Source organism: Microbacterium sp. sgz311019 (assembly GCF_056135325.1).
Genome location: NZ_JBWAXO010000013.1, coordinates 21,237 through 41,976, shown reverse-complemented (window position 1 = coordinate 41,976; position 20,740 = coordinate 21,237). Strand labels below are relative to the sequence as shown.

The following is a 20,740-nucleotide window of genomic DNA, read 5'->3' as shown; positions in this document are numbered from 1 at the left end:
TCAACCGCCGCCGCAGACACCGCATTCCGACGAGCCGGCGAGGAGGACTCCGACCAGGGCGACGGATGCGACGACCGCCGTCGAGCCCGCGGCCAGGACGAACGGCTTCACGCCGACACGACGGAACATCGAGACGCGCACTCCCGCGCCGAGCGCGAACATCGCCGCGGCCAGGAGCGCGGTCTGCACTCCGCCGGCGACCGAGACGACGGATGCCGGCACGACTCCCGTCGAGCGCAGCAGCACCATCGCGACGAAGCCGACGACGAACAGCGGCACGAGGGGCGGGCGCCTGCCGCCGGCATCCATCCGCTTCAGAGCCCGCCGACGCGACAGGGAGATCACCGCGAGCACCGGCGCGAGCATGAGCACCCGCGCGAGCTTCACGACCACCGCCGCGGCCAGGCCCGCTCCCCCGATCGCGGATCCCGCGGCGACGACCTGCGCGACCTCGTGGATCGACCCGCCGGCCCACAGGCCGGTCTGCAGGTGCCCGAGCCCGAGCGCCGGCCCGGCCAGCGGGATGAGCGGGATCATCAGCGTCCCGAAGAGCACGACGAGGGCGACGGCGACGACGACCTCCTCATCGTCCTCGACCTCGATCACGCCGTCGACGGCGGCCACGGCCGCGGCTCCGCAGATCGAGAACCCGCACGCGATGAGCAGCCGCTGCGTCGGCGAGATGCGGAGGAGTCGCCCGAGCAGCAGGGACGACAGGATGCCGACGGCCACGATCGCGACGACGACCACGATCATCCCCGGCCCGAGCCGCAGGATGTCGCCGAGGACGAGCTGGAGTCCGAGCAGGACGATGCCGATCCGCAGAACGCGGCGCGATGCGACCCCGAGTCCGGGGGCGAGAGCGGCTTCGACACTGGCCGGCAGCCGGACGAGGTTGCGGAACGCGATGCCGAGCACGATCGCGACGAGCAGGGCGCTCAGTCCGTGCACGACGGTCGCCAGGGCGAAGGATGCGGCGGCCGCCACCCCCGCGAGCGCCAGGCCGGGAGCGATGGAGCGGGTGCGCTGGAGGGTCGTTGATGCCACGCATCCAGCCTGCGAGCGCCGCATGCCTCCTGGTAGCCGCCGGTACCGCATGGAGGCATATCATTTCGGCATGACCTGGCCCGATCTCTCGGCGCTCGAGCTGCTCGTCGCGATCGCCGAGCGCGGGAGCCTCAGCGCGGCCGCACGGCACATCGGGATGGCCCAGCCGAACGCGACGCGCACCCTCGCACGGCTCGAGACCGAGCTCGCCCTCGAGCTCGTGGTCCGGCATCCGACCGGCTCCCGCCTCACGCCTGCCGGAGCCGCGATCGCCGAGGGAGCACGGCGGGTGCTCGACGACACGCGCGAGATGCTCGATGCCGCGGGCGCGCTGCGGGAGGAGCGGGATGCGGCGCTCGAAGTCGCGGCGAGCCTCACCGTCGCGGAGTACCTCGCACCTGCCTGGCTCGGGGCGCTGCGGCGCGCACTCCCCCGCACGAGCGTCCGGCTGCACGTCGTCAACTCCGCCGATGCCGCGGAACTCGTCCGCACACGGGCGTGCGAGATCGGATTCGTCGAGGCTCCGGATGCGCCGGGAGGACTCGTCAGCACCGTCGTCGCGCGCGACCGGCTCGTCGTCGTCGTGCCGCCCGGGCACGCGTGGACGCGCCGGACATCGGTGTCGGTGTCCGAGCTCGCCGAGACGGCGCTGGTCGTGCGCGAGAGCGGGTCGGGGACCCGCGCGACCCTCGACACCGCGCTGCGGTCGGCCGGCGCCCTCGCCGCGAGGCCCACGCTCGAGCTCGACAGCAACGCCGCCGTGCGGGTCAGCGTCATGGCCGGCGCCGGTCCCGCCGTGCTCAGCGAACTCGCCGTCGCGCCCTGCATCGCCCGCGGCGAGCTCATCGAGGTGCCGATCGCCGGCCTCGACCTCACCCGGCCGCTGCGGGCGATCCGCCGGCCAGGTGCAGGGCTGAGCGAGGCCGCTGCCCGACTCGTGGCCATCGCGCGGCGCGGCTGAGCGGGTCACCGCGCCGGCGAGCGTGACCGGCGAGCGGGCAGTGCGACTGTCAGGAGCAGCGGCTCGCTCCGAGGAACGTGACGGGTGAGGCCTCGGTCATCCGGCCGTGCGGCGCGGGGAGGCTGCGACTCGACGGACGAGGACATCCACTCCCGCGGCGGTGAGGGCAGCGAGCGCGTACACGACGAGGTCGCGCGGGTCGAACCCGCTGCCGAGCACGAGCCGCGCGGGCGGGAAGGCATCGGCGACGGCGAGCGGGATGACGGTCAGCTGCAGCAGCTCGACGGCCACGCACCATGCCAGGGCGATGCCCCCGACGGCCACCACTGGAAGCCGGGGTGCGATCGCCACGACGAACGCGTAGGCGGCGACCGCATACAGGGCATCCCCGGCGATGTCCACCGCGGCCGACCCGGACAGGCCGTGCACCGTGAGCCCCGCGACGATCACGACGACCAGCGCCGCGACGGCGGTCAGTCTGCGGGCTCCGGTCGTCATCTCCACAGTCTCGCCGATCGCGACCCGCATCCCCTGCGTTCCGCATGTCGGCCGCCCGCCCTAGGGTCGGAGGAACAGCCGCAACGAGAGAGGTCGCCGATGACCGCACGATTCGTGTACTGGATGAACGTCTCGCTCGACCTGAAGATCGAGCGCGTCGCCGACGAGAACGGCGGCGGAAACTGGATGCGCATCGACGAGAAGCTGCATCGCGAGTTCAACGAGCGCGCCGCGCGGATGTCGATGATGATCGAGGGCCGCAAGATCTACGAGATCATGGAGGCGTACTGGCCGGCCGCGAGCCAGGATGCGTCTCTTCCCGATTTCCTGCGCGAGTACGGCGCGATCTGGACGAACGCGTCGAAGGTGCTGGTGTCGCGCACACGCACGACCGCAGATCACAACACGCGTGTCCTCGGCGGCGGCGAGGGATCGACCGACACCGTGGTGGAGCAGCTCGGGATGCTGCGCGCCGAGCAGGATGGCGACATCGGCGTCGGCGGGGCCACGCTCGCGACGGCGCTGCTGCGCGCGGGGCTTCTCGACGAGCTGCTGCTGTTCACGCATCCCGTCGTGCTCGGAGAGGGGCGTCCGCTCTTCGACCCGCCCGCGTCCGGCGAGCGCATGGAGCCGGTGCAGCTCGACCTGCTCGAGCAGCAGTCGTTCGATCAGGGCGTCACGATGCACCGCTACGCGGTGCGCGGCGCGCAGAGGCCCTGAGCCCGTCAGGGCCTCTGCGCGTGGCGACTAGAAGAGGCTCTTCGACTTGAGCCATTCCTTGGCGATCTGGTCGGCGGACTGCTTGTCGACCGAGCTCTTCGTGTTCATCTGGATGAGGTCGTCGGTCGTGAGCGCGGCCTGAACCTTCTCGAGCACGGCCTTGACCTTGTCGCTGGCAGCCTTGTTCGAGATGAGCGGCACGACGTTCTGCGCCAGGATCATGTTCTTCGGGTCACTCAGCGTCACGAGGTTCTCGGACTTGATGGACGGCGTCGTCGAGTAGATGTCGGCCAGCTGCACATCGCCCCCGGTGAGCGCCTTGACCGTGTTCGGGCCGCCGCCGTCGCTGATCGGGACGAGCGTCGCGGTGACGCCGTACTCCGACTTCAGCCCGGGGATGCCGTACGGACGCGTCTGGAACTCGGGGTTGGCCGCGACCTTCAACGGGATCGTGACCTTCTTGAGGTCGTCGAGGCTCTTCACGCCGTACTGGTCGCTGAAGGCCTTCGTCACGTTGTAGGAGTCGGCATCCTGCGCCTCCGCCTTCGCGAGCACCTCGTAGCCCGAGGGCACGGCCTTCTGCAGCGCGGCGTACACGTCGTCACTCGACTGCGCCGTGGCCTTGGCGTCGAAGTACTGCAGCAGGTTGCCGGAGTACTCGGGGACCATGTCGATCGAGCCGTCCTTGAGCGCCGCGATGTACGCGTCGCGCTGGCCGATGTTCGGCTTCACGGTCGCCTTGATGCCGTTCTGGTTCAGGGCATCCGCGTAGACGTAGGCGAGGATCTCGTTCTCAGGGAAGGCGGCGGAGCCGACAACGACCGACGAGCTGGAGGACGATCCTCCGGCGGCCGAGGAGCTGGTGTCGAGCGGGTTTCCGGAGGAGCACGCGGCAAGCGACAGCGAGGCGAGCGCGAGCATCCCCGCGGCGGCCATCAGGCCTCTGGTGCGAACCATGTTGGTTCCTTTCGTTGGGTCGATCTGGTCGGGGTGCGGACATCACGTACCCGCCCGGCGATGACGCCCTTCGGCGTCACGAGCCGCTGCGTCAGGGCGAACAGCCCGTCGACGACGAGTGCAAGCAGGATCACAAGAATGGAACCGCCGAGCATCTCCGCATAATTCCGCACGGGCAGTCCGTCGTAGAGAAATCTGCCGAGGCCGCCGAGCGGCAGGTAGGCGGCGACGGTCCACGTCGCGATCACCTGGAGCGTTCCCGAGCGGATGCCGCCCACGATGAGCGGCAGTGCGAGCGGCACCTCGACGCGCGTCAGCACTCCCCACGCCGTGAACCCGGTGGCCGTGGCCGCGTCCTTCGTCGCCGGGTCGACCGATTCGACGCCCGCGTAGGCCCCGGCGAGGATCGGTGGGATCGCCAGGATGACGAGGGCGATCAGCGGTGGGACCAGCCCGAGCCCGAGCCACAGCGCGAGCAGGATCACGAGACCCAGCGTCGGCAGCGCGCGCAGCGCGCCGGTGAACGGCACCACGATGGCGCGCCCGCGTCCGGTGTGCCCGATGTAGAGCCCTGCGGGGACGGCGATGATCATCGCGATGATGAGCGTGATCACGCAGTAGACGATGTGCTCGGTGAGCCGCTGCGGGATGCTGCCGGCGCCCGTCCAGTTCACGGGGTCGAGCAGCCAGGCGATGGCGCCGGTGTACGGATTCACGCGTTCACCGCCTCCATGCTGACCTTGCGCATGGCGCGCCGGGCGGCGCGGCCGTTCGTCCACGGCATGAGGACTCGACCTCCGAGCGTCAGCACGCCGTCGAAGACGAGCGCGATGATGAGCGTGCCGACGATCCCGACCCAGACCTCGAGCGGGAAGTCGCGCTGGTAGCCGTCGAGGAAGTAGAAGCCCAGGCTGTTGACCCCGATGACCGAGCCGATGGTCACGAGCGACACCGTGCTCACCGACACGACGCGCAGGCCCGCGAGCAGCACGGGCCCGGCGAGCGGCAGCTCGACCCCGAAGAACCGCCGCCACGCGCCGTAGCCCACGGCGGTCGCGGACAGCTTGACGTCGCCGTCGACCGCGGCCAGGCCGTCGGCGGTCGTGCGCAGCATCAGCGCCAGCGCGTACAGCGACAGCGCGACCTCGACGTTCATGGGATCGAGGATCTTCGTGCCGATGATCGACGGCAGCAGGACGAACAGCGGCAGCGACGGGATCGCATACAGGATGCCGGCGCCGCTGAGCAGCACCCCCCGGGAGGCCGCGTAGCGGTTGGCCAGCCACCCGAGCGGCAGCGACAGCACGAATCCGACGATGATCGGCGGGATGCTCAGTCCCACATGCGCAGCCGTGTAGGCGAGCAGCTGCTGCCAGTTCTCGGCGAACCAGTTCATCGCAGGATGCTCCTGGGGCGCCCGGCGTCGATGAAGCTGGTGACGAAGTCGTCGGCGGGATGCTCCAGCAGATCGGCGGGCGAGCCGGCCTGCGCGATGATGCCGCCCGGCTTGAAGAGCACCACCTGGTCGCCGATCAGGAACGCCTCGTCGATGTCGTGCGTGACGAACACGACGGTCTTGTCCAGCTCGCGCTGCAGACGCTGCAGCTCGACCTGCAGCTCGGCACGGACGAGCGGGTCGACCGCGCCGAAGGGCTCGTCCATGAGCAGGATGTTCGGATCGGCGGCGAGCCCGCGCGCGACGCCCACGCGCTGCTGCTGGCCGCCGGACAGCTGGGCCGGGTAGCGGGTCGCGAGGGAGCGCTCCAGACCCACGACATCCATCAGCTCATAGGCGCGCTTGTGCGCCTCCTTGCGCTTGACCCCGTCGAGCAGCGGCACGGTCGCGATGTTGTCGATGACGGTGCGGTGCGGCAGCAGGCCGGAGTTCTGCATGACGTAGCCGATCGAGCGGCGCAGGGCCACCGGTTCGCGCGTGGCAATGTCGACGTCGTCGATCAGGACCGACCCGCTCGTCGGATCGACCATGCGGTTGATCATCCGCAGGATCGTCGTCTTGCCGCTGCCCGAGGAGCCGACGAACACCGTGACCTGGCGCGGCGGGATGACCAGGTCGAGGTCCGTCACCGCCAGCGTGCCGTCGGGAAAGCGCTTCGTCACCGTGCGGAACTCGATCACTATCCTCACGCTAGTGGGGGCCACCCCCACGGCGCACAGCACGCAGGCGATTCACCGGTTCGCGTGACCTGTCGTTACACGAGCTCGGCGCCCGATCCGCACCACACGGGACACCGTGTCCGCTGCCCCTCACGCTCTCACCAGCCCACTAGAGTCTGGCCATGACCCATCGACCGGCGGCGCGCGGGATGCGGATTCCCGACGCAGTCTCGGTGCCCGCATGAACGCCGGCTCGATGGGCGAGGCCGCCCGCCTGGATGACGCGCTCGGCCCGATCGACTGGAGCCTGTGGCCGCCGGAGGCCGAGCGCTCGATGTTCCCCGCGCCCAGCGGCCCGCTCGCCATGGTGTCGATGGGCCCGGCCGACGGCACCCGCATCCTCCTGGTGCCGGGGATGACCGGGTCGAAGGAGGACTTCGTCCTGATGATGCCGCTCCTCGCCGGCGGCGGCTACCGCGTCGAGTCGTTCGACATGTCCGGACAGTACGAGTCGTACGCGGCCGGTCCCGAGAACCTCGATCCGCCGAGCGACCGATACAGCCTCGAGCTGTTCGTCGACGACCTGCAGGCCGTGCTGGAGGCGGGCAGGACGCCCGCGCATGTGCTGGGCTATTCCTTCGCCGGGACCGTGGCATCCGTCCTCGCCATCGCACACCCGGACCTGTTCGCGAGCCTGACGCTCCTGTCGGCGCCTCCCCTGAGCGGCCAGTCGTTGCGCGGCTTCAAGTGGCTCGGGCCGTTCAGCCCCTTCATCCCCGGGCGCGCGCTCGGCCCGGCCTTCATCGTCGCGCTGCGCCACAACGTGCACCGGGCGCCCGTGGATCGCGCCGAGTTCGTCACGGCGCGGTTCGAGTACACCCGCCGCAGCAGCGTCGGGGACATGATCGCGCTCATGAAGCGCACGCCCGACCTGGACGCGGCGCTGCGGGCGACCGGCATCCCGCTGCTCCTGGTGACCGGCTCCAACGACCTGTTCCCGAACGAGCTGCACCGCGCGTACGCAGAGCGCCTCAGCGCACGGCTCGTCGTCCTCGCCACCGGGCACAGCCCATGCGAGACCGCGCCGAATCAGGTCACTCGGGCGATGCGGGAACTGATCGAAGGCTGACCTCGTACGCCGCGCGGCGCGCGCGCCGCCGCCGGCGCCCTGCGGCGGTCAGGCGCAGGCGGGTGAGCCACGGCACTTCGCGCAGGTTCACGCCGAGCCCGTGGAATGCCCAGGAGGCACGGCGCTGGAATCCCGTCCACGTGTCGAACGGCCTCGCCGACACGGGCATCAGGAGTCCGGGGTCGTAGTCCACGCTCGCATCGGGGTCGAGCACGCACGTGATGTCGAGGTCGTCGTGCGTGCGGGGATCGTCGAGATGGATGCGCCCCCGCACGTCGTGCCAGATCTCCCGACGCAGCGCGAAGTTCGAGCCGAACAGGGGCGTGCGCCCGAGCACCAGGCGCATCGAGACGATGTAGCCGCCGAGGTAGCCCCACCGCCCCACGAAGCGCCAGAACGCCCGGCCGCCGTAGAAGACGCCGCCACCGGTGACGGCATCCAGAGTCGGATCCTCCCGGAAATCCGCCATCACGCGCGCGACCCAGTCGGGGTGCGGGCGGGAGTCCGCATCGAGCCGCCCGATGATGTCGCCGCTCGCGGCGTCGAAGCCCGCGGCCGTCGCGTGCAGCACTCCCCTGACCGGCTCGACGATCACCCGGGCCCCAGCGGCGCGCGCCACCTCTGCCGTGTCGTCTGTGGACCCGTTGTCGACGACGATCAACTCGTCTGCGCGACGTGTCTGGGCCGCGAGTGCACGGAGGCATTCGCGGAGCATCTCCGCGTCGTTGTACGACGGGATGACCACGCTGAGAGTGCTCATACGTGGTTCAGCATATGCCCGCGGAACGACGGAAGCCGCGCCGATGGCGATCTCGGCGGTTCGCAGGTGCTATCGTCTAGATCGCTAGCTTATCTAGCAATATCGACGACAGAGGGAACACAGGATGACCGCCCCCGCCGCTGCTGAACAGACCACTGCTCGCCGACGCCCGCATCGGGTGCTCCGCATCCTGATCCCGGCCGCGCTCATCATCGCCTGGTTCATCGCCGCCGGCCTCGGCGGTCCGCTCTTCGGCCGGGTCGACGAGGTGTCCTCGAACGAGCAGACCTCGTACCTGCCGACCTCCGCCGACGCGACGGTCGTGCAGAAGAGCCTCGGCGACTTCCTCGGCTCCGACTCGCTGCCCGCGGTCGTGGTCTTCAGCTCCGACGGCACGATCGACGCCGCCCAGAAGACCGCCATCCAGGACGCCCTCGACTCCGCCAAGGACACACCCGGCATCAACGGAGACGTCTCCCCCGTCATCGTCTCGGACGACGGGCGCGCCGCCGAGGCCTTCATCCCGATCGACGCGAAAGCCGAGATCGCGACAGTGGTCGCGAGCATCTCGCAGCAGCTGCGCGACCAGGCGGCGGACGGCATCCAGGTGCACATCACGGGGCCCGCCGGCTTCACCTCCGATCTCGTCGGCGCGTTCTCCGGCATCGACGGCGTGCTGCTGGGAGCCGCGCTCCTGGCCGTCTTCATCATCCTCGTCGCGGTGTACCGCTCGCTGCTGCTGCCTGTCGTGGTGCTCCTCACGAGCATGTTCGCCCTCTGCGTGGCCCTGCTCGCGGTGTGGTGGCTCGCCAAGGGCGGCGTGCTGCTGCTCAGCGGCCAGACCCAGGGCATCCTGTTCATCCTCGTGATCGGCGCGGCGACGGACTACTCGCTGCTGCTCGTCTCGCGGTTCCGCGAGGAGCTGCGGTCCACCCATGACAAGGGCGCGGCCGTGCTCAAGGCGTGGCGCGGATCGTTCGAGCCGATCCTCGCATCCGGCGGCACCGTCATCGCCGGCCTCCTGTGCCTGCTGCTCAGCGACTTGAAGTCCAACAGCACGCTCGGGCCGGTCGCGGCGATCGGCATCGTGTTCGCCATGCTCGCAGCGCTCACGCTGCTGCCCGCCTTCCTCTTCGTGTTCGGCCGGGCCGTCTTCTGGCCCCGCCGGCCCGCGTACGATCCGCAATCCGCGGCGGAGGACGTCCTCACCCGGCGCGGTCCGTGGCCGCGGGTCGCCCGCCTCATCCAGCGCGGTCCGCGCCTCACGTGGGTGGTCGTCACGATCCTTCTCGGCGCCGCGGCGCTGGGGGTCACCCAGCTGCACGCGCAGGGGGTGGCGCAGTCCGACCTCATCCTCGGCCACTCCGATGCCCGCGACGGCCAGGCGGTGCTCGGCGATCACTTCCCCGCAGGTTCCGGAAGCCCCGTCTACGTCCTCGTCGACGAGCAGAAGCTGCAGGACGCGGCCGACGTGCTGCTCGACGACTCCGGAGTCAAGGGCGTCAGCGTCGTCTCGAAGGACAGCCCGAGCGGCAGCGCGACGGTCACCCATGACGGACTCACGGCGGTCGGGCCGCCCGGACAGCCGACGCCGGCGCCGACCGTGGTGGACGGGAAGGTCCTGCTGCAGGGAACGCTGACCGACGCCGCCGACTCGACGGCGGCGGCCGACACGGTGCACCGCCTTCGTGCAGACCTCGACCCGCTGGGGGCGCAGGTGGGTGGCGTCACGGCCACCGCCGTCGACACGAACGCGGCATCCATCCGCGACCGGACGCTCATCATCCCCGTGGTGCTGGCCGTCATCCTGATCATCCTGATGCTGCTGCTGCGCGCGATCGTCGCACCCGTGATCCTCATCGCCACGACCGTGCTGTCGTTCGCGAGCGCGCTCGGGGTGTCGGCGCTCGTCTTCAACGGGATCTTCCACTTCCCCGGAGCCGATCCCGCCGTGCCGCTGTTCGCGTTCGTCTTCCTCGTCGCGCTCGGCGTGGACTACAATATCTTCCTCATGACGCGCGTGCGGGAGGAGTCCGTCCGCCACGGCACACGCGAGGGCATCCTGCGCGGTCTCGTCATCACGGGAGGGGTCATCACCTCCGCGGGCATCGTGCTGGCCGCGACCTTCGCCGCTCTGGGGGTGATCCCCATCCTGTTCCTCGTGCAGATCGCGTTCATCGTCGCGTTCGGCGTCCTGCTCGACACGTTCATCGTGCGCTCGCTGCTCGTGCCCGCCGTCACCTACGACATCGGGCGGGCGATCTGGTGGCCCTCACGACTCGCCCGGCGCGATGAGGACGCGACGGGAGGTGCCGAGGAGCGCGCGGATCTGGTCGCCGCACCCTGACACCCTCGACGCGCGGCCGTGGGAGCGGCCCTGATCAACGAGAGAGGGTTCAGTCGCTGTCGATCGCGCTGGATGTGACCTCGAGCACGCGGGCCGCCAGGCGCAGCTCTTCGTCGGTGAACTCCTCGAAGGCGGCGCGCATGGCGCCCAGGCGCGCACCGAACAGGCGGAAGAACTCGGACTTCGCGTGATCGGTGAGCTGGACCATCAGGGCGCGGCGGTCGGAGGGATGCGGGCACCGTTCGACATGGCCGGCCGCAGCGAGCCGATCCAGCAGCTTCGTCGTCGAGGCGGTCGAGATGCGCAGGTGTCGCGCGATCTCGGCCGGCGTGACGACTGACCCCTTGTCCGCGCGCATGATCAGGAACCGGAGAGCGGCGAGGTCGGTGACATTCATGTCCATGTCGCGCTTCATGGCGCCGCTCATCCGATCGTGCGCGTCGCCGAACGAGCGCACCGCTCGCATCAGGGCCAGCACGGCGTCCTCGCGCGGCGGCACGCCGCCGGCCGTGCGCGCCGGCAGCTCCGCGCCGCGGATCGCCACGCCGGCATCTCGGCGCATCCCCGGTCCGGACGCGCGGACACGGGGCGCCGCAGCATCCTCGAGGGTCATCCCTCCATTCTCGCCCCGAAAGCTATGAATGGGCGGATGCGCGCGCCGTCAGCGCGGGCGCCGCACCCGCCAGTACGCCGGCGGGCCGTCGCTCGGACTGAGCGGCGTGTAGCGCCGCCACGCCGAGAGGAACCAGAATCCGGCGTACCCGACACCCGCGCCGACGACGCACAGCCCCACCACCACCCCGACGACCACGGCGCCGGCGACCGGCATCCCGAGCGCCGCGCAGAGCCCGCCGAAGAACATGCCCGCCACCGTCGCGTTGACCAGGATGCTGAGCATCACCGTCGAGCCGAGCACCTGCTCCAGACCGCCGCGGTTGCGGAAGAACGAGTAGGTGATCCGCATGCCGAGCTCGTCGTCGTGGGTCGAGGCGAGGAAGTACTCGGCCGCGGACGGGTCGACGCGGGCGTACCCGGCGCGGATCCGGTTCATCGCCGTGACGTACATGAAGTCCTCCTCCGAGACCGTCAGCACGCGCATGAGCGTCAGGATGCCGACGACCGAGAGGAAGCCCAGGATGCCGAGTGCGGCCACGGGGAACCACGACGCGAAATGGGTCGCCTGCCCGAGGAGACCGATCGTCACGAGGCCGGCGGAGACGAGCGTCAGGTAGATCGTGATGCGGGTGAGCACCTCGCTCTGCGCGGTGCTGCGCGCCGCGAGGAGACCCCAGTGCTCGGTGGCGAGGATCTGCAGCCTGCGCGCGAGGGCGGCATCGGTGCGCCCCGCATCCCCCGCCGCACCCATCGCGGTGTCGGCCGGAGCCGGGCCGTCCGGGGCGTCTGCAGCATCGGTCGCCATGGTCCATCGTCCCATTCGCGCGATTCACGCGGAAGACGTCGCGAAACCCGGCGCGGATGCACGCGGCAGTGACTTGATCGCGCTCACCAGAGCGGGTGGATCGCCTCGCGCAGCAGCTCGTCGTAGACGTCGCGCACGACGGCGTCGAACGCGACGACGTCGAAACCGCGGTCGAGCAGGGTCGCGGCATCCGCGTTCGACGTGGCCTGGGCGACCGACCGCGCGCCGGGGATGGCGGCGGTGACACCCGGCTGCGAGGCGATCCAGGCGAGCGTCGCCGCAGGCAGGGACACCCCGTCCGGAAGGGCGTCCGCGAGCTGATGGGCGGCCCTCAGGCCGACCTCGTAGTCGACGCCGGAGAACGTCTCGCCACGATCGAACGCCTCGCCGTGGCGGTTGTACGAGCGGTGATCGTCGGCCGCGAACGTCGTGCCGGACGTGTACTTGCCCGACAGCAGGCCCGACGCGAGCGGCACGCGCGTGAAGATCGCGACACCGGCGGCCTCGGCTGCCGGCAGCACCTCGTCGAGCGGCTTCAGCCGGAACGGGTTGAAGATGATCTGCACGTTCGTCACGTTCGGCCGTGCGATGACCGCGAGCGCCTGGGCGCACGTCTCGACGGACACGCCGTAGGCGGCGATGGTCCCGTCGGCGACCAGGGCGTCGAGCGCGTCATAGGTCGCGTCGTCCTCGATCACCTCCGTCGGCGGGCAGTGCAGCTGCACCAGGTCGAGGGTGTCGACGCCGAGGTTGCCACGGGAGCGGTCTGTCCAGGCGCGGAAGTTCTCGGCCGTGTAGTTCTGCGGGGTCTGCGGCATCCGTCGCCCCATCTTGGTGGCGACCGTGATGCCGTGGCCGCCACGCGCGGCGAGGAAGCGTCCGATCAGGGACTCGCTGCGGCCGTCGCCGTAGACATCGGCGGTGTCGAAGAGCGTCACGCCGCGATCGGCGGATGCGGCGAGCACCGCCGTCGCATCGTCCTCGCTGACGGCACCCCAGTCGGCGCCGAGCTGCCACGTGCCGAGTCCGATGACCGAGACCTCGCGGCCGGTGTCAGCGAGCGGGCGCTGCTGCATGGGGGCTCCCTTCGAGAGCGGATGGATGGATGCCTCCAGCCTGGCACGACCGCACGACCGCAGAGGCGGCGGGCGTCAGGAGGACGGCCAGTCGGCGGGGCCGCGCGAGCCCGCCGGGTAGTCCTCGAGCGGCACGTCGCCGCGTCGCCAGGCATCGCGGACCGGCTGGATGATCCGCCAGCACTCCTCTGCCGCCCCGGCGCCGACCGACAGGGTCACGTCCCCGTCGAGCAGCTCGCTGAGCACCTCGGTGTACGCGCGCGAGCGACCTGCGCCGAGATCGACGCCAAGAGTCCGGCGGTGCAGCTGGAACGGGTCGTCGCCGCCGTTGACGTTGAGCTCCAGCGCCATCGCGTCGGGGCCGAGCGAGAAGCGCAGGACGCCGCCGTCCGGCGGAGTGCCGCCGAACCCGTCGGGCAGGTGCCGCACGTCGCGGAAGACGACCACGATCTCGGCGGTGTTCGGCACGATCGCCTTGCCGGATCGCAGCGTGAACGGCACATCCGCCCACCGGGATGTGCGAACCTCGCACGTGATCTCGGCGAGCGTCTCGGTCTCCCGCGACGGATCGACTCCCGGCTCGTCGACGTAGGACGGGATGCTGCGGTCGCCGATCGTCCCTGCGGTGTAGCGGCCGCGGCGGGAGAAGTGCACCGGGTTGTCCTCCCAGATGCGGGTCGCCCGCAGTGCGGCGGTCTTCGCATCCCGCAGGTCACGGTGGCCGAGAGTGGCCGGCGGCTCCATCGTGAGGATGGCGAGCACCTGCAGGAGGTGGCTCTGCAGCATGTCGATCATCGCGCCCGCGTGGTCGTAGTACCGCGCGCGGTTCTCCAGCGCGAGGGATTCGTCGAAGCGCACCAGCACGCTCCGGATGTGATCGGCCGACCACAGGGGCTCGACGACCCGGTTCGCGAACCGCACTCCGAGCACGTTCAGGGTGGTCGCCCGACCGAGGAAGTGGTCGACACGGAAGACGTGGTCCTCGGGCACGAGCCCGAGGAGCGTCCGGTTGAGGCTCGCAGCGCTCGCCTCGTCACCGCCGAAGGGCTTCTCGAGCGCGAGCATGGTGTCCTCGGGGAGCGTCACCTGCCCGAGCGCCTCGCACGCGGCGACCGTCACGGCCGGCGGCACGGCGAAGTAGATCACCAGGGGGCCGGTGATCGGCTCGAGGAGCGCCTCCAGGTCCTTCGCCTGGGTGATGTCGGCCCGGGTGTAGTCGGTGTCCTTCACACGGTCGCAGGCGTCCTCGGCGCCGGCACTCGCGAACGCCGCGCGCACCGCATCCTGCCAGTGCTTGCGCGTCCAGTCGTCGGACCCGGCCCCGCGCAGCGTGAGCTCCCGATCGGGCTCGCGCTGCAGCAGCTGGCCGAGGGCGGGGAGGAGGAGCCGCGACGTGAGATCGCCGGAGGCCCCGAGAATGAGCAGTGTCGCGGATCGCATGAGGGCCAAGCTAGTTCTCTCAGCGCCCACCGCAACCCCCCTCGCATCTTGCCGACGACAGGTGTAATCGTGGGAGGGATGTCGGTTCCCATCGAAGATTACGCACTGCTCAGCAACTGCCGGACGGCCGCGCTCGTCTCGCGGTCGGGGAGCATCGACTGGCTCTGCCTCCCGCGGCTGGACTCGGAGTCCGTGTTCGGGGCGCTCCTGGGCACCGAGGACAACGGCTGTTGGAGCGTGCGTCCGAGGGACGTCGACGCCGACAGCAGCCGACGGTACGACGGCGACACGTTCATCCTCATCACGCGCTGGGAGACGACGACCGGCGTGGCCGAGGTCCACGACTTCATGCCGATCAACCCCGACCCGCTCGTCGACGTCAACCGCATCGACATCGTGCGCCGGGTCGTCGGCGTCGAGGGGACGGTCGAGTTCGATCAGACGCTCCGTCTGCGCTTCGACTACGCGCGCGCCCTGCCGTGGGTGCGGCAGACCGGCACCGACGCGGATCCCGAGGTGGTGGCCATCGCCGGCCCGAACGGCATCGTCCTGCACGGTGCGAAGCTCGCCGCGGTGGACCACGTGCACCACGGCGCGGTCACCGTGGCGGCGGGCGACGTCGTGAACCTGAGCATGACCTGGTTCCCGTCCCATCGGGCAGTTCCGCGTGCGCTGGACGCCGATGACGCCCTCGGCACGACGCGGCGCTGGTGGCAGAGCTGGGCCGACGAGATCGACCACCGGGGTCCGCATCACGACCTGGTGGTGCGCTCACTGCTGATCCTGCGCGCGCTCACGAACCACGAGACGGGCGGCATCGCCGCCGCCGCCACGACATCGCTCCCCGAGGAGTTCGGCGGCCCCCGCAACTGGGACTACCGCTACGTCTGGCTGAGGGATGCCGCGCTGACCCTCGAGGCGCTTCTCGATCACGGCTTCGTGGAGTTCGCGGATCACTGGCGGGACTGGCTGCTGCGCGCGGTCGCCGGTGACCCGAACGACCTGCAGATCATGTACGGGCTCGCCGGCGAGCGGAACCTCGCGGAGAGCGAGCTCACGAGCCTTCCGGGGTACGAAGGGTCGGCGCCGGTCCGGATCGGAAACGGGGCGGCGCTGCAGTACCAGGCGGACGTCGTCGGCGAGGTGATCGTGACGCTCTCCGCCGCGCGGGAGGCCGGGCTCGCCGAGTCCGAGTTCTCCTGGCCGCTGGAGCGGCACCTGATCAAGTACGCCGCCGATCAGCTGGGTCGGCCCGATAAGGGGCTCTGGGAGATCCGCGGCGACTCGCACCGCTTCACGCACTCGCAGGTGATGGTGTGGGCGACCTTCGACCGTGCCGTGCGCGCCGTCGAGGACCACGGTCTGCCGGGGCATCCAGCCCATTGGAGCCGGATCCGCAGCCGGATCAGACACGACATCGACACGCACGGCGTCGCCGACGGGCACTTCACCCAGTACTTCGGCTCGACCGAGGTCGACGCATCCCTCCTGCTCCTCCCCCAGGTCGGATACTGCAGACCCGACGATCCGCGCATGCTGGCGACCGTGGAGAAGATCGAGCAGGACCTGATGGTCGACGGGATGCTGCGCCGCTACCGCACCTCGACGGATGTCGACGGGCTGCCCGGCGACGAGTACCTCTTCCTCGCGTGCTCGTTCTGGCTCGTCGAGCAGTACGCGTGCACCGGCCGCCTGCAGGACGCGCATGCGCTCATGGATCGGGTGTGCGCCATCGCGAACGACGTGGGGCTGCTGTCCGAGGAGTACGACCCCCAGGGGCGCCGCCAGGCCGGCAACGTCCCGCAGGCCTTCTCGCACCTGGCGCTCGTGCGCGCGGCCGACGCCCTGGCGCGGATCGAGCACAAGCCGCGGTGAAAGGGCTCGCGGTGAACGGGCGAGGCCTCCTCGGGAGGCATAGTGGGGCCCGCGCCCGGCCACTAGGCTGACGCCGTCGGAGGAGGTCCGCCGTGAGCGTCGAGATCGAGGTCGTCCCGATCGACAAGCCGGATGACGTGAACGTCATCGTCGGGCAATCGCATTTCATCAAGACCGTCGAAGACCTGCACGAGGTGCTGGTCGGCGTCGGGGGGCCACTGCGGTTCGGTGTCGCGTTCTGCGAGGCCTCCGGGGCGCGGCTCGTCCGGCGCACGGGGAACGACGAGGATCTCATCGACCTCGCCGTCGCCGCAGCCGTGGCGATCGCCGCGGGTCACGTCTTCGTGGTGATGCTGCGGGAAGGGTTCCCCGTCAGCGTCCTCAACCAGGTCAAGAACGTGCCCGAGGTCTGCACCGTCTACTGCGCGACGGCGAATCCCCTCCAGATGCTCGTCGCCGTGACCGACTCGGGCCGCGGCGTCGCCGGAGTCATCGACGGTCAGCCACCCGTCGGCATCGAGAGCGAGAAGGACGTGCAGGAGCGGAAGGACCTCCTGCGCGCCATCGGCTACAAGCTCTGACCCCGACTGTCCGCCGCCCCAGGCCCCTTCGCTGTCCGACCCCGCCGGTACCATTGCCGGATGCGCCGGGAACCGGGCCCGCGCACGGGATGAGGTTGGCGATGTCCACGAGCGCGCAGGCGAAGAGCGGCTTCCCCGCCGCCGGATTCGCCCTCGCGATCGGCTCCGCGGCGAGCTTCGCTCTGTCGGGCACGTTCGCGAGCGCCCTCATGTCCGCCGGATGGTCGCCGGGTGCGGCGGCGACCGCACGCATCACGCTCGCCGCGATCGTCCTCGCCATCCCGACCGTCATCGCCCTGCGCGGCATGTGGAGCCGCGTGTGGCGGGCCTCGGGACCGATCCTGCTGTTCGGCGTTCTCGCGGTGGCCGGCTGCCAGCTCGCGTTCTTCATGGCGGTCCAGTTCATCCCGCCGAGCCTCGCCCTGCTCATCGAGTTCATGGGTCCCGTGCTCCTCGTCCTGTGGACCTGGATCCGCAGCCGCGTCGCCCCCTCGAAGCTCACGCTGCTCGGCGCCGCCGTGGCCGTGGTGGGGCTCGTCGCGATCTCCGGCGTCGCGTCCGGGCAGGCGCTCAACCCCCTGGGCATCCTGTTCGCCCTCATCGCGGCCATCGGCAACGCCGCCTACTATGCGACCGGCGCCTCGAGCGATCACGGCATCCCTCCCCTGCCGTTCGTGGGGCTCGGCCTGTCGGTCGGCGCGGTCACCCTCGTGATCGTGAGCGCCGTCGGCGCGCTCCCCTTCACCGTGACGGGGGCGGCCGCCGTCATCGCCGACGTGCCCGTGGCTCCCGTCGTCGTCGTGGCAGGAATGGTGCTGATCTCGACCGTGCTGTCCTACCTCCTGGGCGTCTCCGCCGCCCGCCGGCTCGGCGCGATCGTCTCCAGCTTCACCGGTTACTCGGAGGCGCTGTTCGGGATCTTCTGGACGATCGTGCTGCTCGGCATCGTGCCCAGCGCGTGGCAGTGGCTGGGCGCCGCGCTCATCGTCGCCGGTGTCGTCACGGTCAAGCTCGGCGAGGTCGCCGGTGAGCGGGCGCGCACGTCCGCGGAGGCGGAGCCGCTCACCGCGCGGGTGCCGCCCCGAGGGTCTCCTCGTCCACAATGAGGCGCCGACCCGATACTCGCTGCCCCCGCCGCATTTACGCGGACTAGGTGCGCAGCGGATCGAGGAGGCGGTGCGGCTCCTTCAGAGCGAGGGCGAAAGGATCCATCATCCCCTCGCGCTGAGGCTTGCGGATGACCACATCGGATGCGGCGGGTATCGCGTGGCACTGCGTGCACGCGCCGTGCGCGTCGAGGGATGCGCCGTCCTCGCGGTGCATGTAGACCATGCGCCGCTCGGGTGGGACGTAGTTCTCGTTTCCCCACTGGGCGAGGCCCGAGATGACCGGCCAGAGCGTCTCGCCCTTGGACGTCAGGACATACTCGTCGCGCGCGCCCTGGCCGGGGATCCGCTCCACCACACCGTGCTCCACGAGGTGGTTCAGACGGTCGGTGAGGGTCGCGGGCGGAAGTCCGATGTGCTTCTGCAGCTCCGAGTAGCGACGGACGCCATACATGAGGTCGCGGACGATCAGGAGGGTCCAGCGTTCCCCGACGACCTCGAGCGCACGAGCGATCGCGCAGTCCTGGCCCGCGTAGTCCGTTCCGAGAGGCATGAGGACAGCGTAACAGATGGTTCAATCATTGATGCTTGTAACTTCATTGATTGAAGTGCATACTATGACCCATGGCCGAAGCACATACCGCATCCGTCGCTGCATCCATCCCCCGGATCGCGCCGCGGAGAGGGCTGCGGGTGTCGCGGACGGTGGGCTTCGTCGCCATGTCGGCGGCGCTTCTCGCCTTCTTCGTCGCCGCCGGCGCGCCGACACCGCTCCTCCCGCTGTACGAGCATGCGTGGGGCTTCGCCCCGACGCTTCGGACCGTGGCGTTCGGCGTCTATGCGTTCGCGCTGATCGCGGCGCTCCTCGTGTTCGGCTCCCTTTCGGACTACGTCGGCCGTCGGCCGGTGCTCATCGCAGCCCTCGCCCTCGAGCTCGTGTCGATGATCGTGTTCCTGTTCTCGCCCTCGATCGCGTGGCTGATCGTCGGGCGGGTTCTGCAGGGACTCGCGACGGGCGTCGCGTCGAGCACGCTCGGCGCCGCGATCGTGGAACTCGCACCTGAGTCGCGCAAGCGACTCGGCGCGGTCATGTCGAGCCTCGCGACGACCGCCGGACTCGCGGTCGGCGCTCTGCTGGCCGGGCTGATCGCCGTCGCGATCCCGAGCGCGGCGGCGACAGTGGTCTGGGCGGCCCTGGTCGTCGTCATGGCCGCCGGAACACTGCTCGCGATACTGACGCCCGAGACGTCGACGTCGCGGCCGGGCGCGCGGGGCTCGCTCGTGCCGCATGTGAGCGTGCCTCCGCAGGTCCGGGGCCTGTTCACCGCGACGGCGCCGACGATCGTCGCGGCATTCCTCGGGACCGCGCTCTTCCTCGGCCTCCTGCCGATCATCCTGGTCTCTTTGTTCCACGTGTCCACGCCGATCGTGGGCGGCGCGGCGAACTTCGTGATGTTCACCGCGGCGACGATCTCGGCCGGCGTCACGGGCGGCATCCCCGCTCGTCGCCTCCGACTCGCCGGCAACCTCGGCGTCGCGGTCGGCATCGCGCTGCTGCTCGGAGGGCTCGCCACGGGCGCGCTCGCCCTCGTGTGGGCCTCCGCCGTCATCGCGGGGCTCGGCGTGGGCGCCGCCTTCACCGGAAGCATCCGGGGGCTCGTCCCCGAGGTCGAGCCTCACCAGCGGGCGGGCCTGTTCAGCGCGATCTTCGTCCTCGCCTACCTGACGTTCGGGGGCTCCGCGATCGTCGCCGGATTCGTCGCGACGGCCATCGGCATCGGTGCGATGGCGGTGGGCTTCGCCATCGCGATCGTCGTCGTCGCGCTGCTCGGAGTCGGGCTCGGCGTCGCGCGGAGCACGAAGCGCTGAGCGCACGCGACTGTGCTCAGGGCACACACGACGAAGGTCCCGGAACCTTCGTTCCGGGACCTGTCCGTCGGGATGACAGGATTTGAACCTGCGACCCCTTGACCCCCAGTCAAGTGCGCTACCAAGCTGCGCCACATCCCGTTGACCCGCGTGCGGGCAACTCCCCCATCTTAGCCGCTCCCTGGAGCGCCCGCGAACCGGCCTCCGCTCTTGAGGGTGTCCGAGACCCCTCGTAATGTCGGGCGCATGCCGACGATCACGATCGAACCCGTCACCGCCGACCGATTCGCCGACGCGGAGCACGCCCTGTCGGGGGGCGGCGACGGGCGATCCTGCCAGTGCCAATGGTGGATGATCACGAACGCGCAGTGGCAGGAGACCTCGATGGAGGAGCGCGAGGGGATGCTGCGGGCCGAGGTCGAGGCCGGGCCACCGCCCGCGCTCGTCGCCTACGTCGACGGCGAAGCCGCGGGGTGGGTCCGCGTCGGGCCGCGCACGGCGCAGGTGCGCCTCGCCCGGACGAGGGCCTTCGCGGATTCGCCTCATCCGTTCGACGACCCGTCGGTGTGGGCGGTCTCCTGCTTCGTCGTCCGGCGCGAGCACCGGCGCAGCGGGCTCACGGCCGAGCTCCTCGACGCGGCGGTCGCCTACGCCCGCGAGCAGGGAGCGCGGGTCGTGGAGGCCTATCCGATCGATCCCACGGCGGCGGACAAGCGCGCGAACGAGCTCTTCACGGGCATCCTGTCGACCTTCCTCGCCGCCGGGTTCACCGAGGTCGCACGCCCGAAGCCGCATCTCGCGATCGTCGAGAAGGCGGTCGCCGCAGGCGGTTGAGCAGG

General features: G+C 70.5%; 21 protein-coding genes and 1 tRNA gene. 9 read left to right on the top strand and 13 right to left on the bottom strand.

Annotation, left to right across the window (positions count from 1 at the left end; genetic code table 11):
• The gene (locus tag AC0NZN_RS17430; protein WP_474593589.1) at nucleotides 1–1,047 is read right to left on the bottom strand and encodes a YeiH family protein; all 1,047 of its coding nucleotides are present in this window, start codon (nucleotides 1,045–1,047) and stop codon (nucleotides 1–3) included.
• Between the two features lie 70 nt (nucleotides 1,048–1,117).
• Here AC0NZN_RS17430 and AC0NZN_RS17425 point away from each other — a divergent pair, with 70 nt between their 5' ends.
• Complete coding sequence (locus AC0NZN_RS17425) at nucleotides 1,118–2,008, top strand: LysR family transcriptional regulator (protein ID WP_474593588.1); 891 nt, start codon at nucleotides 1,118–1,120, stop codon at nucleotides 2,006–2,008.
• A gap of 96 nt (nucleotides 2,009–2,104) precedes the next feature.
• Here the strand turns inward: AC0NZN_RS17425 and AC0NZN_RS17420 are convergent, their stop codons facing one another.
• Nucleotides 2,105–2,506, bottom strand: a complete 402-nt coding sequence (locus AC0NZN_RS17420) for a ribosomal maturation YjgA family protein (protein ID WP_474593587.1) — start codon at nucleotides 2,504–2,506, stop codon at nucleotides 2,105–2,107.
• Between the two features lie 99 nt (nucleotides 2,507–2,605).
• Between AC0NZN_RS17420 and AC0NZN_RS17415 the strand changes: the two genes are divergently transcribed.
• Nucleotides 2,606–3,226 (top strand): dihydrofolate reductase family protein, encoded by a 621-nt coding sequence (locus tag AC0NZN_RS17415; RefSeq protein WP_474593586.1) that lies wholly within the window; start codon nucleotides 2,606–2,608, stop codon nucleotides 3,224–3,226.
• A gap of 27 nt (nucleotides 3,227–3,253) precedes the next feature.
• Here AC0NZN_RS17415 and AC0NZN_RS17410 read toward each other — a convergent pair whose 3' ends face one another.
• From AC0NZN_RS17410 to AC0NZN_RS17395, 4 genes are read right to left on the bottom strand one after another with little or no spacing between them, the layout of a single operon-like run.
• Complete coding sequence (locus AC0NZN_RS17410; protein WP_474593585.1) at nucleotides 3,254–4,183, bottom strand: ABC transporter substrate-binding protein; 930 nt, start codon at nucleotides 4,181–4,183, stop codon at nucleotides 3,254–3,256.
• Entirely contained in the window at nucleotides 4,162–4,899 is a 738-nt protein-coding gene (locus AC0NZN_RS17405) for an ABC transporter permease (protein ID WP_474593584.1), read from the bottom strand. The genes AC0NZN_RS17410 and AC0NZN_RS17405 overlap by 22 nt, the downstream gene beginning before the upstream one ends.
• Entirely contained in the window at nucleotides 4,896–5,579 is a 684-nt protein-coding gene (locus tag AC0NZN_RS17400) for an ABC transporter permease (protein ID WP_474593583.1), read from the bottom strand. Before AC0NZN_RS17400 ends, AC0NZN_RS17405 begins: the two co-directional genes overlap by 4 nt.
• Nucleotides 5,576–6,319 (bottom strand): ABC transporter ATP-binding protein, encoded by a 744-nt coding sequence (locus tag AC0NZN_RS17395; RefSeq protein ID WP_474593582.1) that lies wholly within the window; start codon nucleotides 6,317–6,319, stop codon nucleotides 5,576–5,578. The genes AC0NZN_RS17400 and AC0NZN_RS17395 overlap by 4 nt, the downstream gene beginning before the upstream one ends.
• 220 nt (nucleotides 6,320–6,539) lie before the next feature.
• Between AC0NZN_RS17395 and AC0NZN_RS17390 the strand changes: the two genes are divergently transcribed.
• Nucleotides 6,540–7,427 (top strand): alpha/beta fold hydrolase, encoded by an 888-nt coding sequence (locus AC0NZN_RS17390; protein WP_474593581.1) that lies wholly within the window; start codon nucleotides 6,540–6,542, stop codon nucleotides 7,425–7,427.
• Here the strand turns inward: AC0NZN_RS17390 and AC0NZN_RS17385 are convergent.
• A complete protein-coding gene (locus AC0NZN_RS17385) occupies nucleotides 7,393–8,187 on the bottom strand; it encodes a glycosyltransferase family 2 protein (RefSeq protein ID WP_474593580.1) in 795 nt (264 codons plus the stop codon). The genes AC0NZN_RS17390 and AC0NZN_RS17385 overlap by 35 nt on opposite strands.
• A gap of 124 nt (nucleotides 8,188–8,311) precedes the next feature.
• Here AC0NZN_RS17385 and AC0NZN_RS17380 point away from each other — a divergent pair, with 124 nt between their 5' ends.
• Entirely contained in the window at nucleotides 8,312–10,534 is a 2,223-nt protein-coding gene (locus AC0NZN_RS17380; RefSeq protein WP_474593579.1) for an MMPL family transporter, read from the top strand.
• A gap of 49 nt (nucleotides 10,535–10,583) precedes the next feature.
• Here AC0NZN_RS17380 and AC0NZN_RS17375 read toward each other — a convergent pair whose 3' ends face one another.
• The 4 genes from AC0NZN_RS17375 to AC0NZN_RS17360 all read right to left on the bottom strand — a co-directional run bounded on the left by AC0NZN_RS17375 (nucleotide 10,584) and on the right by AC0NZN_RS17360 (nucleotide 14,470).
• On the bottom strand, nucleotides 10,584–11,147 hold the full coding sequence (locus AC0NZN_RS17375; RefSeq protein ID WP_474593578.1) for a MarR family winged helix-turn-helix transcriptional regulator: 564 nt from the start codon (nucleotides 11,145–11,147) through the stop codon (nucleotides 10,584–10,586).
• Between the two features lie 48 nt (nucleotides 11,148–11,195).
• A complete protein-coding gene (locus AC0NZN_RS17370) occupies nucleotides 11,196–11,954 on the bottom strand; it encodes a hypothetical protein (protein ID WP_474593577.1) in 759 nt (252 codons plus the stop codon).
• Between the two features lie 83 nt (nucleotides 11,955–12,037).
• Nucleotides 12,038–13,030, bottom strand: coding sequence for an aldo/keto reductase (locus AC0NZN_RS17365; protein WP_474593576.1), 993 nt, complete (start codon nucleotides 13,028–13,030; stop codon nucleotides 12,038–12,040).
• A gap of 75 nt (nucleotides 13,031–13,105) precedes the next feature.
• Complete coding sequence (locus tag AC0NZN_RS17360) at nucleotides 13,106–14,470, bottom strand: glucose-6-phosphate dehydrogenase (RefSeq protein ID WP_474593575.1); 1,365 nt, start codon at nucleotides 14,468–14,470, stop codon at nucleotides 13,106–13,108.
• Nucleotides 14,471–14,548: 78 nt separating this feature from the next.
• Between AC0NZN_RS17360 and AC0NZN_RS17355 the strand changes: the two genes are divergently transcribed.
• The 3 genes from AC0NZN_RS17355 (at nucleotide 14,549) to AC0NZN_RS17345 (ending at nucleotide 18,032) form a co-directional block, all read left to right on the top strand.
• Entirely contained in the window at nucleotides 14,549–16,345 is a 1,797-nt protein-coding gene (locus AC0NZN_RS17355; RefSeq protein ID WP_474593574.1) for a glycoside hydrolase family 15 protein, read from the top strand.
• A 92-nt stretch (nucleotides 16,346–16,437) separates the two neighbouring features.
• Nucleotides 16,438–16,926 carry an adenosine-specific kinase gene (locus AC0NZN_RS17350; protein ID WP_474593573.1) on the top strand — a complete coding sequence of 163 codons (489 nt, stop codon included), beginning with the start codon at nucleotides 16,438–16,440 and terminating at the stop codon, nucleotides 16,924–16,926.
• A 101-nt stretch (nucleotides 16,927–17,027) separates the two neighbouring features.
• Nucleotides 17,028–18,032 (top strand): EamA family transporter, encoded by a 1,005-nt coding sequence (locus tag AC0NZN_RS17345; protein ID WP_474593572.1) that lies wholly within the window; start codon nucleotides 17,028–17,030, stop codon nucleotides 18,030–18,032.
• A gap of 43 nt (nucleotides 18,033–18,075) precedes the next feature.
• On the opposite strand, the gene AC0NZN_RS17340 is transcribed toward AC0NZN_RS17345, so the two are convergent.
• A complete protein-coding gene (locus AC0NZN_RS17340; RefSeq protein WP_474593571.1) occupies nucleotides 18,076–18,585 on the bottom strand; it encodes a winged helix-turn-helix transcriptional regulator in 510 nt (169 codons plus the stop codon).
• 71 nt (nucleotides 18,586–18,656) lie between these two features.
• Between AC0NZN_RS17340 and AC0NZN_RS17335 the strand changes: the two genes are divergently transcribed.
• A complete protein-coding gene (locus tag AC0NZN_RS17335; protein ID WP_474593570.1) occupies nucleotides 18,657–19,901 on the top strand; it encodes an MFS transporter in 1,245 nt (414 codons plus the stop codon).
• Between the two features lie 67 nt (nucleotides 19,902–19,968).
• Here AC0NZN_RS17335 and AC0NZN_RS17330 read toward each other — a convergent pair.
• Nucleotides 19,969–20,042: transfer RNA gene (locus AC0NZN_RS17330), tRNA-Pro, on the bottom strand.
• A 105-nt stretch (nucleotides 20,043–20,147) separates the two neighbouring features.
• Between AC0NZN_RS17330 and AC0NZN_RS17325 the strand changes: the two genes are divergently transcribed.
• Nucleotides 20,148–20,735, top strand: a complete 588-nt coding sequence (locus AC0NZN_RS17325) for a GNAT family N-acetyltransferase (protein WP_474593569.1) — start codon at nucleotides 20,148–20,150, stop codon at nucleotides 20,733–20,735.
• Nucleotides 20,736–20,740 lie beyond the last annotated feature (5 nt).